This is a genomic window from Ruegeria sp. CDSA241, assembly GCF_059611265.1.
In genome coordinates, this window is sequence record NZ_JBXWPF010000004.1 from 79,519 (window position 1) to 93,199 (window position 13,681).

At 58.1% G+C, this 13,681-nt stretch carries 16 protein-coding genes and 1 tRNA gene; 7 read left to right on the top strand and 10 right to left on the bottom strand.

All coding sequences use genetic code 11. The features are described 5' to 3' along the window. Nucleotide 1: 1 nt before the first annotated feature. Both xth and AC2FJV_RS05085 read right to left on the bottom strand, forming a co-directional pair. Nucleotides 2-781, bottom strand: a complete 780-nt coding sequence (gene xth / locus AC2FJV_RS05080) for an exodeoxyribonuclease III (RefSeq protein WP_496712898.1) — start codon at nucleotides 779-781, stop codon at nucleotides 2-4. 282 nt (nucleotides 782-1,063) lie between these two features. Next, nucleotides 1,064-1,387 (bottom strand): HesB/IscA family protein, encoded by a 324-nt coding sequence (locus tag AC2FJV_RS05085; RefSeq protein WP_142633331.1) that lies wholly within the window; start codon nucleotides 1,385-1,387, stop codon nucleotides 1,064-1,066. A 75-nt stretch (nucleotides 1,388-1,462) separates the two neighbouring features. Between AC2FJV_RS05085 and AC2FJV_RS05090 the strand changes: the two genes are divergently transcribed. Then, entirely contained in the window at nucleotides 1,463-2,635 is a 1,173-nt protein-coding gene (locus AC2FJV_RS05090; protein WP_496688343.1) for a deoxyguanosinetriphosphate triphosphohydrolase, read from the top strand. Here AC2FJV_RS05090 and AC2FJV_RS05095 read toward each other — a convergent pair. After that, complete coding sequence (locus AC2FJV_RS05095; RefSeq protein ID WP_271947491.1) at nucleotides 2,617-3,168, bottom strand: putative pterin-binding protein; 552 nt, start codon at nucleotides 3,166-3,168, stop codon at nucleotides 2,617-2,619. The two genes, AC2FJV_RS05090 and AC2FJV_RS05095, sit on opposite strands and share 19 nt — an antisense overlap. A gap of 131 nt (nucleotides 3,169-3,299) precedes the next feature. Here AC2FJV_RS05095 and argS point away from each other — a divergent pair, with 131 nt between their 5' ends. The 6 genes from argS to AC2FJV_RS05125 all read left to right on the top strand — a co-directional run bounded on the left by argS (nucleotide 3,300) and on the right by AC2FJV_RS05125 (nucleotide 8,932). After that, the gene (argS, locus tag AC2FJV_RS05100) at nucleotides 3,300-5,045 is read left to right on the top strand and encodes an arginine--tRNA ligase (protein ID WP_142633337.1); all 1,746 of its coding nucleotides are present in this window, start codon (nucleotides 3,300-3,302) and stop codon (nucleotides 5,043-5,045) included. Between the two features lie 87 nt (nucleotides 5,046-5,132). Next, a complete protein-coding gene (locus tag AC2FJV_RS05105) occupies nucleotides 5,133-6,197 on the top strand; it encodes an SPOR domain-containing protein (RefSeq protein WP_281971960.1) in 1,065 nt (354 codons plus the stop codon). After that, nucleotides 6,194-7,201, top strand: coding sequence for a beta-N-acetylhexosaminidase (gene nagZ, locus AC2FJV_RS05110; protein WP_281994495.1), 1,008 nt, complete (start codon nucleotides 6,194-6,196; stop codon nucleotides 7,199-7,201). Before AC2FJV_RS05105 ends, nagZ begins: the two co-directional genes overlap by 4 nt. After that, nucleotides 7,191-7,985, top strand: a complete 795-nt coding sequence (locus AC2FJV_RS05115; protein ID WP_142633343.1) for a segregation and condensation protein A — start codon at nucleotides 7,191-7,193, stop codon at nucleotides 7,983-7,985. Before nagZ ends, AC2FJV_RS05115 begins: the two co-directional genes overlap by 11 nt. Next, on the top strand, nucleotides 7,978-8,625 hold the full coding sequence (gene scpB, locus AC2FJV_RS05120) for an SMC-Scp complex subunit ScpB (protein ID WP_281994496.1): 648 nt from the start codon (nucleotides 7,978-7,980) through the stop codon (nucleotides 8,623-8,625). Before AC2FJV_RS05115 ends, scpB begins: the two co-directional genes overlap by 8 nt. A 64-nt stretch (nucleotides 8,626-8,689) precedes the next feature. Then, nucleotides 8,690-8,932, top strand: a complete 243-nt coding sequence (locus AC2FJV_RS05125) for a hypothetical protein (protein WP_142633348.1) — start codon at nucleotides 8,690-8,692, stop codon at nucleotides 8,930-8,932. Here AC2FJV_RS05125 and AC2FJV_RS05130 read toward each other — a convergent pair whose 3' ends face one another. The 7 genes from AC2FJV_RS05130 to rpmF form a co-directional block, all read right to left on the bottom strand. Next, a complete protein-coding gene (locus AC2FJV_RS05130; protein WP_496688338.1) occupies nucleotides 8,933-10,012 on the bottom strand; it encodes a 2'-deoxycytidine 5'-triphosphate deaminase in 1,080 nt (359 codons plus the stop codon). A gap of 61 nt (nucleotides 10,013-10,073) precedes the next feature. Further along, nucleotides 10,074-10,150: transfer RNA gene (locus tag AC2FJV_RS05135), tRNA-Pro, on the bottom strand. A gap of 61 nt (nucleotides 10,151-10,211) precedes the next feature. Further along, nucleotides 10,212-10,811 (bottom strand): MerR family transcriptional regulator, encoded by a 600-nt coding sequence (locus tag AC2FJV_RS05140; RefSeq protein WP_496688336.1) that lies wholly within the window; start codon nucleotides 10,809-10,811, stop codon nucleotides 10,212-10,214. 18 nt (nucleotides 10,812-10,829) lie between these two features. Next, complete coding sequence (gene ihfA, locus AC2FJV_RS05145; protein ID WP_037316145.1) at nucleotides 10,830-11,132, bottom strand: integration host factor subunit alpha; 303 nt, start codon at nucleotides 11,130-11,132, stop codon at nucleotides 10,830-10,832. Between the two features lie 96 nt (nucleotides 11,133-11,228). Then, nucleotides 11,229-12,200: a beta-ketoacyl-ACP synthase III gene (locus AC2FJV_RS05150; RefSeq protein ID WP_281994500.1), complete on the bottom strand. Its 972-nt coding sequence runs from the start codon at nucleotides 12,198-12,200 to the stop codon at nucleotides 11,229-11,231. A 21-nt stretch (nucleotides 12,201-12,221) separates the two neighbouring features. Next, nucleotides 12,222-13,310: a phosphate acyltransferase PlsX gene (plsX, locus tag AC2FJV_RS05155; RefSeq protein ID WP_142633356.1), complete on the bottom strand. Its 1,089-nt coding sequence runs from the start codon at nucleotides 13,308-13,310 to the stop codon at nucleotides 12,222-12,224. 22 nt (nucleotides 13,311-13,332) lie between these two features. Further along, complete coding sequence (gene rpmF, locus AC2FJV_RS05160; protein ID WP_037316137.1) at nucleotides 13,333-13,539, bottom strand: 50S ribosomal protein L32; 207 nt, start codon at nucleotides 13,537-13,539, stop codon at nucleotides 13,333-13,335. Between the last annotated feature and the right edge of the window lie 142 nt (nucleotides 13,540-13,681).

Below are 13,681 nucleotides of genomic sequence, written 5' to 3' on the forward strand. Positions count from 1 at the left end.
ATTACAGATCTAGATCTATCCAAACCGGAACATGATCTGAAGGTTTTTCGTGCCCCCGAATTTCGGAATCGATTTTGCAATCGCGCAAAAGGTCAGCGGCCTGAGGGGTCAGAAGGAAATGATCAATACGAATCCCGTCATTTCGGTTCCACGCACCCGCTTGATAATCCCAGAATGAATAATGTTCCGGACCTTGCGTGCCAGCGCGAAAGGCCTCGGTGAAGCCGAGATTCAGAATTTTCCGAAATGCGGCCCGGCTTTCAGGGCGAAACAATGCATCCTCGCGCCAGGCATCGGGACGCGCTGCGTCTTCGGCCTGGGGAATGATGTTGTAATCACCTGCCATCAGAGCGGGTTCTTCACTGTTCATCAGGTCGCGGGCCCGATGATAGAGTCGCTCCATCCAGGCAATTTTGTAGTCGTATTTTGGCCCCGGGGTGGGGTTGCCGTTTGGCAGATAGAGCCCGCAGATACGCAGTGCCTGTTTGCCGACGACCGTGGCCTCGATCCAGCGGGCCTGTTCATCCTCATCATCACCGGGCAAACCCCGCGAGACGTCCTCGAGCGGTAGCTTCGACAGAATGGCAACGCCGTTAAAGCTTTTCTGCCCGTGCGTTTCTACGTTGTACCCGCGCGCCTCAAAGATCTCTCTGGGGAAGTTATCGTCGACTGACTTGATCTCTTGCAGCAGCACAACATCGGGCTGGGCATCATCCAGCCAACGCGGCAATGCTTCGGCCCGCGCCTTGATGCCGTTGATGTTGAATGTGGCGATTTTCATGCGCGGCCCTCCGACAGTCCTTGGCAACCTATCGCCCAGAACGGGCCCAACGGCAAGGCGGAGAACAGGTTTGCGAGGCGCTGCCTCGCGCTCCGAGGTATTTTTGGCCAGATGAAGAAACGGACCGTTAACCAGAATCTCCGAAAACCAGCTGGCGGTACAGGCGGAGGCGCCGATGACCGCGCCAGGTGAAGCTCTCCGGTCTAGAAATCGGAGAGCGGATCCCTGCTTCATCTGGCTAGAAATACCTTGGGGGTGTGGGGGTGAAACCCCCACGGGTGATCACATTGAAAACGAAGTGCCGCAGCCGCAGGAGGAGGTGGCGTTTGGGTTTTCGATCACAAAGCGTGCGCCGATCAGTTCTTGTGTGAAATCAATCACCGCATTTTCAAGAAACGGCAGTGAGATTGCGTCGACAATGACCTTCTGCCCCTTACCCTCAAGAACCAAATCGTCGTCTTTGGGTTTGTCCAATGCAATTTCGTACTGAAAGCCCGAACACCCGCCGCCTTCGACAGCGACACGCAGGGCTTGACCCTGATCGGCTGCGCCGATCTCGGCAAGGCGGTCAAAGGCGCGTTCTGTAACTGTCGGGGGCAGATTCATGCCAAACTCCAAAGGTTTATTTCTTAACCACTCTACCATATAGAAAGCCCAAGGACAGGCGACAAGGACAGACCGTTGGACAGAGCATGTTTTGCCTCGAATCCCGACCGCGCAAGAGGGCGGTTGGTGCCAGAGGAAGAAAGCAGTTTCCGGTCATGCTTTCAGCGCGACCGGGACCGGATCATTCATGCCAGCGCCTTTCGGCGGCTCAAGCACAAGACCCAAGTTTTTGTTGAGCACGAAGGGGATAGTTATCGAACGCGGTTGACCCATTCCATCGAGGTCGCGCAGGTGGCGCGGACGATTGCCGGGGCTTTGGGTTTGAATCCAGAACTGACCGAAGCGGTGGCTCTGGCCCATGATCTTGGCCACACGCCGTTCGGACATACTGGCGAGGATGCCTTGCATGAGATCATGCAGCCGTATGGCGGGTTCGATCATAACGCGCAGGCCATTCGGATCGTCACCCGGCTCGAGCGTCATTATGCCGAGTTCGATGGGTGCAACCTTACGTGGGAAACCCTGGAAGGCATTGCAAAACATAACGGACCGGTGGAAGGGGAACTGCCCTGGGCGCTGGCGGAGTGCAATGCGGCGTTTAATCTTGAACTGCACACGCACGCAAGCGCAGAGGCGCAGGTGGCGGCCTTGTCTGACGACATCGCCTATAACAATCATGACCTGTTGGACGGGCTGAGGGCGGAGTTGTTCAGCGACGAGGACATTCAGCGACTGCCGATCGTGGGCGACTGTTATTCGGAGGTGGATCGCAAGTACCCGGGCCTCGACCCCTATCGCCGTCGGCATGAGGCGTTGCGGCGGGTGTTTGGGGTTATGGTGTCGGACGTGATCGACACGTCTCGGGCTCTGATCGCAGGGTCCGGTGCCCAGAGCGTCGAAGAGATCCGGCATCTTGGCTATCCGGTCATTCAGTTCTCAACAGGCCTTTGGGCGCAACTGAAGGAAATTCGCGCTTTCCTGTTTTCGCGGATGTACAGGGCGCCGTCGGTGATGACGGTGCGCGCCGAGGTCAGCAAAGTGGTCGAGGATTTGTTTCCAATCTACCTTGGCGATCCGAAGCAAATGCCCGCGCGCTGGCACGCGGACATTGAAGAGGCTGAGGATGAGACTGCCTTAGCCCGGATCGTATCGGACTATATTGCCGGGATGACCGACAGGTTTGCGCTACAGGATCATGCCAGACTGACTGGCCACCCGATACCGGCGGATCACTCGACCCCGATATAGGCCAAAGCCCAGACTTGTTGGCCCGTCTGATCCTGCGCCGCCTCAGCGTCGTCGGTGGGTGGGAAGACGATCATCGTTGGGCCATACCCTCCGATCCCCATGGGGGCGCCGTCGGCGTGGGTGGCGAGGATAGGCTGATAGGTCGAGATACTATGCCAGGGAATTTCGGCTTGATACCCGTCCATTGCCATCGGTTTGGCCGTCTTACCTTCGGCACCGGCTATGACCATCACATCCGACAAAAGCGGGCCGCTAAAGGTGATGTCGCGCTGGTTGTCCTCGGTGCCGTAGGGAATTGTGATCTCGACCTGATCCAAACTATCCAGCAATGTCGCGTCAAAGCCAGCTGCCCCGTCATGGGTGACCTCCAGATAACCCAGCAAGCCGCCGTCCTCTGCACCGCGTGCGGGCAGGTTGGTTTTCTCAACCGAGCCGCCGAGCGTTATCAGCACATGGCCTTGCGGGGCGGGCATTTCTGCAAAAGCGGGCAGGGCGGTCGACAAGAGCAGGCACAGGGGAAGGGCAAGGCGCATAGGAATCTCCGTTTAGATAGATATGACCGACCTTAGCGGCGGCGGCTCTTATTCCAAGCGCATTCTGGCGCCGTCCATTGACCTTGCTGCACCGCGTGGTAAACCGCCGGGCAAGCAAAAGGACATTCGAAATGAACCTGTTTTCCGAGATCCGCAGCCTCGTGCTGGACGCGCTGGCACAGATGCAGTCCGAAGGCGCGCTGCCCGAAGGGCTGAGCTTTGACAACGTGGCCGTTGAACCGCCGCGCGATGCGGCGCATGGCGACATGGCGACGAATGCGGCTATGGTGCTGGCAAAGCCCACCAAGATGAAACCGCGCGACATTGCCGATGCGCTGGCCGGAAAGCTGGCCGAGGATAACCGGATCACCAGTGCCGAGGTTGCCGGGCCGGGGTTCTTGAACCTGCGGTTGGCGCCATCGGTCTGGCAGAGTGTACTGGCTGCGGTGCTGCAACAGGGCACGGACTATGGCCGCTCGACCATGGGGCATGGGCAGAAGGTCAACGTGGAATACGTCTCGGCCAACCCGACCGGCCCCTTGCATGTGGGTCATACGCGGGGCGCGGTGTTCGGAGATGCGCTGGCAAGCCTGTTGGCCTATTCCGGCCATAACGTGACCCGTGAATACTACATCAATGATGGCGGCGCGCAGGTGGATGTTCTGGCACGCTCGGCTTACGAACGGTATCGCGAGGCAAACGGGCTGAGCCCCGAGATTGCCGAAGGCCTGTATCCTGGCGACTATCTGATCCCGATTGGTGAGGCGCTGAAAGAGAAATACGGTGACAGCCTGATCGACAAACCGGAAAGCGACTGGCTGGAAGAACTGCGCGAGTTTTCGACAGACGCGATGATGGACCTGATCCGCGCCGACCTGAAGGCGCTGGGCGTTGAGATGGATGTGTTCTTCTCGGAAAAGTCGCTCTATGGCACGGGTCGGATTGAAGCTGCGTTGCAATCCCTGACCGACAAGGGCCTGATCTATGAGGGCGTGCTGGAGCCGCCCAAGGGCAAAAAGCCCGAAGATTGGGAACCACGTGAGCAGACCCTGTTCAAATCGACCGAGCATGGCGACGACGTGGATCGCCCGGTCAAGAAATCGGACGGGAGCTGGACCTATTTTGCCCCGGATATCGCCTATCACTATGACAAAGTGACCCGTGGGTTTGACGCGTTGATCGATGTGTTCGGCGCTGACCACGGTGGCTATGTCAAACGGATGAAGGCCGCAGTATCGGCTCTGTCCGATGGCAAGGTACCGCTGGATATCAAGCTAACCCAGTTGGTGAAACTGTGGAAGAACGGCGAGCCGTTCAAGATGTCCAAGCGGGCAGGGAACTTCGTCACATTGCGTGATGTGGTCGATCAGGTTGGCCCGGATGTGACCCGCTTCGTGATGCTGACCCGCAAGAATGACGCTGCCCTGGATTTTGACTTTGACAAGGTGTTGGAACAAAGCCGCGAGAACCCCGTTTTCTACGTCCAATATGCCCATGCCCGCGTGATGAGTGTTCTGCGCCGTGCAGCTGAGGCCGGGATCGACGCGCAGGACCCAACGCTGAAAAGCGCCGATCTAGGCAAGATCGACCATGCCTCTGAGCTGACTGTTGCCAAGAAGCTGGCCGAATGGCCGCGTCTGGTTGAGATCGCCGCGCGCACCAATGAGCCGCACCGGGTTGCCTTCTATCTGTATGAACTTGCAGGGGATTTCCACGCGCTTTGGAACAAGGGCAACGATGAGACCCAGCTGCGGTTTATTCAGGATGGCGATGTTGCCACAAGCCAGTCAAAAATCGCACTGGCCCGGTCCGTTTCTGTTGTGATTTCAGCAGGCTTGGGTATTCTTGGCGTTACCCCGGCGCAGGAGATGCGGTGAACAACACCGTCCGAACCGCCGGTACGAGGTAGGCAAGAAATGACCCGCGCGCCTTATTTTCGGCGCTAAACGGGCGGTGAGGCGGACATGGCAAGTTACGATTACCCGGGGCAAATGCGCCCCGAGCAGATGCATTATACGAATCAAGCTCATCCTCAGGATGGGTATGACCTCCCTAATGACTTGCACGGATATGACGAAACGCCCCATCCCGCGGGTTTGGGTCGTATTGTTAGTGCTCTAGGTGCCGTTGCATCATTGGCGCTGGTCGCTGGCATCGGTGTTTGGGGTTACAATTTGGTAATGCGCGATGTGAGTGGCGTGCCGGTTGTTCGGGCCTTAGATGGACCAATGCGTATTCAGCCGGATAGCCCGGGTGGCACCCCTGCGGATCATCAGGGTTTGGCCGTGAACACGGTTGCGGCAGTGGGCACAGCAGCGCCGCCTGCTGATCGGCTGATCCTTGCACCGCGCCCGGTTTCCCTGACAGATGAAGATACTCCGGTGGCACCGTTGCAACCGACACCTGCCGTACATGTGGTCCAGGAAAACGTCTCTGACCGGACGGCCACACAGATGCGCCAGGGCGCGGTTGATGCACTGGTTGCTGAACTGGCGGGAGAGGCGGAAAATTCCGATCAGGTTGGCGAGCAAAGTTTTCAGTTGGCCTCTTTGACCATCCCCGAGGAAGAGCCTGCTATTGATCCGGCTGATCTGGCTGCATCGCAACCGGACCCAGAACTGGCGGCTTTGCCTGGTGTGCGCCGGTCGCTGCGCCCGGTCCTGCGCCCCGCTGGCGGTGTGCGCAGCGCAATTACGTCAAACAGCACTACCGAAGACGCGATCAACGCGGCGGTCAAAGCTGCGGTCGGCTTGGATGTAGATCCTGAAACTCTGACCAAGGGCACCCGTATGGCCCAGCTTGGCGCCTATGAAAATTCGGACGTCGCGCGCTCGGAATGGGATCGCATGAATGGACGATTCGGGGATTATATGGATGGAAAACAGCGTGTTATACAGAAAACCTCAAGCGGTGGGCGGACTTTCTATCGTCTTCGGGTTCTGGGGTTTGACGATCTGAGCGACTCGCGCCAATTCTGTGCCGCTTTGCAGGCCGAAGGCGCTGATTGCATTCCGGTTGCCGCGCGGTGAATTTCGGCGCAGTCATTACCGACGCTGAAGGTCTGCGCCTGACGCCTGATGAGAAAAAACTGTTCCGAGAGATGAACCCATTCGGGTTCATTCTGTTTGCCCGTAATATCGAGTCTGCGGATCAGGTGCGCGCCCTATGCGACGATTTCCGCGAGGCTGTGGGGCGAAACTGCCCGATCACTGTTGATCAAGAGGGTGGACGCGTGCAACGACTGCGCACACCGCTGGCACGGGAATGGATGCCGCCGCTGGATCACGTGGCCCAGAGCGGAGAGCAGGCCGAACGTGCCATGTATCTGCGCTATCGTCTGATTGCGAATGAACTGTTCGAGCTTGGGATCGACAGCAACTGCGCCCCCATGGTGGATCTGGCCCGGAACGAGACGCATCCGTTCCTTAGAAACCGCTGCTATGGGTCTGATCCCAAAATGGTTTCCCGGATCGGTCGTGCGGTTGCCGAGGGGCATTTGGATGGCGGTGTATTGCCGGTGCTCAAACACATGCCGGGTCATGGTTTGTCCACGCTGGACAGCCATCATGACCTTCCCCATGTCGATCTGACGCAAGAGGACCTGACCGAGGCCGATTTCGGCCCGTTTCGGGATTTGAACGATCTGCCGATGGGGATGACGGCGCATCTGGTCTATGACCGGATTGACCCTCAACCTGCTACGATTTCTCGGACCATGATCAGCCTGATCCGCAAAACGATCGGGTTTGGCGGGCTGATCATGACGGATGATATCTCGATGAAGGCCCTCAGCGGAAATCCAGAAGAGATTGCCAATCAGGCGCTAGCTGCAGGGTGCGATGTGGTTTTGTACTGCAACGGCTCTTTTGATGCCCGTGCTAGGGTGCTGAGCACCGCCGAAAAGATGTCCGAACAGGCACAGAAACGCGCTGAACGGGCGTTGGCGATGCGCAAAGCCCCGCAGGAACTTGACATCCAAGCCGCCGAAGCCGAACTTTCTCGCCTAATGGGCGGGCAGGTGTATGTCGGATAATCTTTTTAGCGAAGACCCCGTCTCGGTCGCGGATCGCCTTGCGGCAGAGGCATTGATCGTAGACGTCGACGGGTTTGAAGGTCCGCTCGATGTGCTGCTGATGCTGTCCCGCACGCAAAAGGTTGATCTGCGCAAAATATCGGTTCTGGCGCTGGCGCAGCAATACTTGTCCTTTGTTGAAAAGGCACGGGCGCTGCGGATCGAACTGGCCGCCGACTATCTGGTGATGGCGGCATGGCTGGCCTTTCTGAAATCGCGCTTGCTGCTGCCTCCGGATCCGAATGACGAAGGCCCCTCGGGCGAAGAACTGGCTGCGCATCTGGCATTTCAGCTCGAGCGGCTTCAGGCCATGCGCGATGCTGCCGCCCGATTGATGGGGCGCGATCAGCTGGGGCGTGATTTCTTCAAACGCGGGCAGGGCGAGGATGTCACGCGCATCCGCACCGTGACCTATTCCGCCACTCTGCTGGACCTGATGCAGGGCTATGCCCGCATTCGCACCCGTGATGAATTCCGCCCCTTTGTCATGGACCGTGACGCCGTATTCACGATGGAACAGGCGCTGGAACGTATGCGCCCGCTGATCGGCTTTGCCGGGGCCTGGACGGATATGGAGACCTATCTGCCCGAGGGCTGGGATGCCGACCCGGTGCGCAGGCGGTCCGCGACGGCGGCTACTTTTGCGGCCTCACTTGAGTTGGTGAAAGAAGGACATATGGAAATTCAGCAGAGCGAAACTTTTGCTCCGATACAACTACGCAAGAGGACCCAATCCCGTGACTGACGCGCCTCAGGAAGAAGGTACCGGCACCCTGTTCGAAGCTCCGCCTATGGCCGAACAGGAACGCATGGTTGAGGCCGTGTTATTCGCCAGTGCCGAGCCGGTGACGATTGCCGATCTTGAAGTGCGGATGCCCCATGGCAGCGACGCGTCACAGGCGGTGGAAATGCTTAAGAAACGCTATGAAGGGCGTGGTGTTCGTGTGGTTCAGGTTGGTGAATCCTGGGCCATTCGCACTGCCCCAGACTTGGGTTTTCTGATGCAAAAAGAAACGGTTGAAACCCGCAAACTCAGCCGGGCCGCGATCGAAACGCTGGCGATCGTGGCATATCACCAACCCTGTACACGTGCCGAGATCGAAGAAATTCGCGGCGTATCGGTCTCGCGCGGGACCATCGACCAACTTTTGGAGATGGAGTGGATCAGACTGGGTCGTCGTCGCATGACGCCGGGCCGTCCGGTGACTTTCGTGGTGACTCCGCAGTTTCTGGATCACTTTGGGCTGGAGAACGCCAGGGATTTGCCGGGGTTGAAAGAATTGCGCGCTGCCGGTTTGCTGGAGAACAGACCGCCTCCGGGAACGATCCCACTGGGAGAGGGGCAGGAAGACGAAGATCAAACCGAACTGTTCGAGGAAGAGTGATCACGCGGCCCTTTTGTTGCCGCACAAATCGACTATTTAGAAGCCTGGAAATCGGAGTTGAGCAATGAATGCCAATCGTATCATTGACATGATTGTGCGACAGGTCATGCGGCGGCTTGTCACCAAAGGGGTGGACAAGGGGTTCGACATGGCCAGCCGCGTGGGCCAGAAGTCGGGGCAAGAGCAGCCGCCGCACGAGAGCTCAGGTGCCTCTGATCAGCTGCAGGCGGACGGAAACCGCCAGCGTCAAAACATGCGTCAAGCCCAGCGAGTGGCCAATCAGATGCGCCGGTTTATCCGGTTCTGATCAGGTTACCGCTTTGAAGTGCTTGGACAGTTTCAATCCTTGTCCCTGATAGTTCGAGGCGATGCCTGCACCATAAAGCTGCGTGGGCATTTCTGACATCCGCTCGTACACCAGCCGCCCGACGACTTGGCCGTGCTCCAATACAAATGGGGCCTCGTGACAGCGGACTTCCAACACTCCGCGTGATCCTTCGCCACCTGCGGCGGCATGGCCAAAACCGGGATCGAAGAAACCGGCATAATGCACCCGGAATTCCCCGACCATCGCCAGATAAGGGGCCATTTCAGCCGCATACATCGGCGGGATATGCACCGCCTCGCGGCTGACCAGAATGTAAAACGCACCGGGGTCGAGGATGATGCGCCCATCGGTGGTACGCACCTCTTCCCAATATTCCTGCGGGTCGTATTCGCCGATCCGGTCCAGATCAATGACACCCGTATGAGGTTTGGCGCGGTAGCCCACCAAATCGGTGTCGGGCAGCCGCAGGTCCACCGAGAACCCGAGCCCGTCTTGAATGACAGCGGGGCCATCGACCAGCGGGGATTCGGCGTGCAGGGCGCTTAGATCGGTATCGCTCAGCACGGCCTGTCCCTGCCGGAACCTGATTTGGTTCAGCCGCATTCCCGGACGCACCAGAACCGAGAATGAGCGGGGGCAGATCTCGGCATACAAGGGGCCGGTATAGCCTGCAGGCACCCGGTCAAACTCGGTCCCGCCATCGGTGATCGTGCGCGTCAGAAGGTCCAGCCGCCCAGTCGAGCTTTTTGCATTGGCGGCCGCGCTCAGCCCCTGGGGCAGGGCCAGCGATTCCATCAACGGCACTAGATAGACACAGCCCTTTTCCAGCACAGCACCTTCAGAGATATCGATGCGGTGCATCTCAAATTCCGACAAACGTTCGGCTACGGTGCGACCTTCGCCTGCCAGAAACGAGGCACGTACCCGGTAAGCAACTGTACCTAAACGCAAATCAAGGCTGGCGGGTTGAATCTGGGCGGGGATGACCTCTGGGCTTGCGGTAATCTCACCGCGCGCGATCATCGCCTCTATCTGCTGGTTCGGGCATACGCCGGTCATTCCGATCCCCCCTGATGCCAGAGCGGGATCTGGCCTGTGTGCCATAAACGTCGGTGTGATTTGGTCGGGCTAGCAGGACTCGAACCTGCGACCTTCCGTCCCCCAGACGGACGCGCTACCAGGCTGCGCCATAGCCCGACGTTGAGGTGTTCATAAAGACTTTCCCGGCGGGGGCAAGAGGAAATCATCGCCTTTTTTCTTATCCCGCCGATCGGTTTTCTATTCGGTTCAACACGCTGCGCAGCTCTTGCGCGATGGGTGCTATCTGGCTGAGCAACTGGTCATCGAATGCGTCTCGGGTCCAGGCCAGTGTCGCGATCCCACCCAACAAGGGCGAGGCGTCGGGATAAGACGGCTGGGCTTGGGCCGCAGGCTCAGCTTTTGGCGGAGCGGGGGCAGGGGTCGGTTCGGGTTTTTGCGCGTCGCCAAGATCTAGATGTATCTGCTCATGCGGGGGGGCTGGCTTGGCCGTGAATGGCACAACGACATTTGCATCGGGTGCGGGTTCAAGATGTGCCATTTCATCCAGGCCCTGGGACACTGAAGAAACATGCGCCACGCCCTGTTCACGCAAAATGCGCTGTACGCCTTTGATGGTGATCCCATCTTCATGCAAAAGCTTCTTGATGCCGCCCAGCAGGCGCATATCGTTGGGGCGATAATATCGGCGCCCACCGGCCCGTTTTACCGGTTTCACCTGATTGAAGCGGCTTTCCCAGAATCGCAGAACATGCGGCTGCACACCCAACCAGTCCGCAACTTCACTGATGGTGCGAAAGGCGTCTGGGGACTTGCTCATATTCGTGCCGTCCTGATCTTATTTGCGGTTCCCTGCGGCGACGCGATCTTTCATCAGATGCGACGGGCGGAAGGTGAGAACACGGCGAGGCTGAATTGGAACTTCTTCGCCTGTCTTGGGATTGCGGCCGATACGAGCTGTCTTGTCCCGAACACTGAACGTTCCAAAAGATGAGATCTTCACCTGTTCACCGCGCACCAATGCGTCGGACATATGGTTCAGAACGCTCTCGACCAGTTGCGCGCTTTCATTGCGTGAAAGGCCAACTTCACGAAATACGGCCTCGCTCAGATCCATTCGGGTCAGTGTTTTGTCGCTCATGCCAATTCCCCTGTTGCTATCAGAGCATAGGGTCAGGGCAAATTCGCTGTCAATATCAATGAATTGCGGGCGAGTGTGTAAGCTGAATTGCGCTTGTTACCACCGCAAGAGGACTGAGCCCCAGGCCAATCCACCTCCGATTGCCTCTGTGACCAGCAGATCACCCTGTTTGAACTGCCCACGCTGTTTCGCAACAGACATTGCCAGGGGAATAGATGCGGCCGAGGTATTTCCGTGGTCCTGCAGGGTAACGACAACGTGTTCCATAGGAACGCCCAATTTCTTGGCTGTGCCCTGAATGATTCTAATGTTTGCCTGATGCGGTACGATCCAATCCACATCTTCATGGCTTAGCCCAGCCTTCTCGAGGCAGGTTTCTGCGGTAGAGGTCAGACGTTCAACTGCCTGCCGAAACAGCTGGTTTCCTTTCATCCGCAGATAGCCTGTGGACTGGGTCGAGACGCCTCCATCCACATAGAGCAGGTCCTTATAGCGCCCGTCCGAGTTCAGGTCGGTTGCCAGAATGCCCCGATCGTCCGAGGTTCCTGCGCCCTCATGCTGTTCAAGGATTATCGCTCCGGCGCCGTCGCCGAACAACACGCAGGTCGACCGGTCGGTCCAGTCCATGATACGAGAGAACGTCTCGGCGCCGATGACCAGCACGCGTTTGGCCTGGCCTGACACGATCAGCGCATTGGCATTGGTCATGGCATAGACGAATCCGGCGCAAACCGCCTGTACGTCAAAGGCGAAGCCTTTGGTCATGCCAAGCTGCGATTGAACCATTGTTGCGGCAGAGGGAAACGTCAGGTCAGCGGTCGATGTTGCAAGAATAATCGCATCAATATCATCTGCCTCCAGACCCGCATCGACCAGTGCGGCACTGGCAGCCTTTGTAGCCATAATCGAAGTGGTTTCGTCTTCCGCTGCAAAATGCCGGCGTTCGATCCCGGAACGTGTCCGTATCCACTCATCAGACGTATCGAGCGTTTCTTCGAACTCGGAATTCGGGACGATGCGCTCTGGCAAATAGTGCCCGACACCAACTATAATTGAACGGCCTGCCATGCTGGGGTACTGCCTTTTTTGTTATTCACCGGCCTTCGACGGCGTGTCTGCGGCATCTTGTGCAAGCTCGGCTGTCGATGCAACCCGTGCTGCCAATTTTTCGGCGAAGCCGGACTCGGCCAGGGTAAAGGCCAGCTTTACAGCGGCTGACACGCCGGTCGAGTCTGCACCACCATGTGATTTGACGACGGTTCCGTTCAGGCCAAGGAAAACTCCACCATTCACGCGCCGAGGATCAATTCGTTTCTTCAACCGCTGCAAAGATGTGATTGCAAGGATCGAGGCCAGTCGTGAGAGCGGAGAATATTTGAACGCCTCGCGCAGAAGATCTCCGATCAGGCTGGCTGTGCCTTCTCCGGTCTTGATGGCGACGTTGCCTGTAAACCCGTCTGTTATAATGACATCGGCTTTGTCTCCCGGGATGTCGCTGCCTTCGACAAAACCCACAAAGTCAAAGCTGGCCTGATCCGCAAAATCCGAGATCATGCCATGCGCTTCTTTTAGCTCGGCGCGCCCTTTATGTTCCTCGGTGCCCACATTCAAAAGGCCGATCCGGGGACGTTCCAACGCCATGCCGTTTCGGGCATAAGAGGCACCCATCAAAGCATATTGCAGCAGGTCCTTGGCGTCCGCGCGCACATCGGCGCCTACGTCCAGCATTACATTGAAGCCCTGCGGATTGCGCGAGGGCCACAAAATAGCGATTGCCGGGCGGTTTACCCCCGGCAGCTTACGTAGACGCATCATCGACAGGGCCATCAATGCGCCGGTGTTGCCACAGGAGACCGCGCCATGGGCTTCACCCTGACGTACCGACTCCAGTGTGGACCACATCGAAGTTTGCTTACCGTGCCGGACGACCTGGCTGGGCTTGTCCTCCATCGTGACCACATCGGGACAATCACGAAAAACGACGCGCCCGTTCAGGACACGCCGTTTTGCGACAAGTTTGCGCAACATGGCCTCAGGCCCGTGCAAGATGAACGCGATATCGGGGTTCTTATCCGCCGATTTGGCGATCCCCGCCACAACAGCAGCGGGCCCCGAATCTCCGCCCATTGCGTCAACCGAGATGGTAATCCGTCCGGCGTGCGTGGGCTGTTCTGTCATGCTTGGCCTGCGCTTTTAGGGCTTAGGCCGCGTCTTCGTCCAGGTCGATTTCGTCGGCCTGAGCGACGACTTCGCGGTCATCATAGTGGCCGCAGGACGCGCAGACGTGGTGCGGGCGCTTCAGCTCACCACAGTTGGCGCATTCGTTCGGGTTTGCAGCAACCAGAGCGTCGTGCGCGCGGCGGTTGTTGCGACGCGACTTGGAAACTTTGTTCTGTTGGACAGCCATGGTCTCAACCTTTGTCTACTAAGGGCCGGCAGATTCGCTGCGGGCCAGGTTTCATTCTTCGTTTTTCTCGTGGTTTGACGCGCGTTTAGGGGACGGGCCCCGCGATGTCCAACCCAAATTCCGATGAGCGCGCGAAAATACT

Excerpts from the sequence above, each read along its gene's own strand:
- AC2FJV_RS05105 (WP_281971960.1), top strand. The coding sequence starts at position 5,133 with ATGGCAAGTTACGATTACCCGGGGCAAATGCGCCCCGAGCAGATGCAT.
- AC2FJV_RS05125 (WP_142633348.1), top strand. The coding sequence starts at position 8,690 with ATGAATGCCAATCGTATCATTGACATGATTGTGCGACAGGTCATGCGG.
- AC2FJV_RS05085 (WP_142633331.1), bottom strand. The coding sequence starts at position 1,387 with ATGAATCTGCCCCCGACAGTTACAGAACGCGCCTTTGACCGCCTTGCC.
- AC2FJV_RS05130 (WP_496688338.1), bottom strand. The coding sequence starts at position 10,012 with ATGACCGGCGTATGCCCGAACCAGCAGATAGAGGCGATGATCGCGCGC.
- xth (WP_496712898.1), bottom strand. The coding sequence starts at position 781 with ATGAAAATCGCCACATTCAACATCAACGGCATCAAGGCGCGGGCCGAA.
- AC2FJV_RS05150 (WP_281994500.1), bottom strand. The coding sequence starts at position 12,200 with ATGGCAGGCCGTTCAATTATAGTTGGTGTCGGGCACTATTTGCCAGAG.
- AC2FJV_RS05095 (WP_271947491.1), bottom strand. The coding sequence starts at position 3,168 with ATGCGCCTTGCCCTTCCCCTGTGCCTGCTCTTGTCGACCGCCCTGCCC.
- rpmF (WP_037316137.1), bottom strand. The coding sequence starts at position 13,539 with ATGGCTGTCCAACAGAACAAAGTTTCCAAGTCGCGTCGCAACAACCGC.
- AC2FJV_RS05140 (WP_496688336.1), bottom strand. The coding sequence starts at position 10,811 with ATGAGCAAGTCCCCAGACGCCTTTCGCACCATCAGTGAAGTTGCGGAC.
- argS (WP_142633337.1), top strand. The coding sequence starts at position 3,300 with ATGAACCTGTTTTCCGAGATCCGCAGCCTCGTGCTGGACGCGCTGGCA.
- plsX (WP_142633356.1), bottom strand. The coding sequence starts at position 13,310 with ATGACAGAACAGCCCACGCACGCCGGACGGATTACCATCTCGGTTGAC.
- AC2FJV_RS05115 (WP_142633343.1), top strand. The coding sequence starts at position 7,191 with ATGTCGGATAATCTTTTTAGCGAAGACCCCGTCTCGGTCGCGGATCGC.
- ihfA (WP_037316145.1), bottom strand. The coding sequence starts at position 11,132 with ATGAGCGACAAAACACTGACCCGAATGGATCTGAGCGAGGCCGTATTT.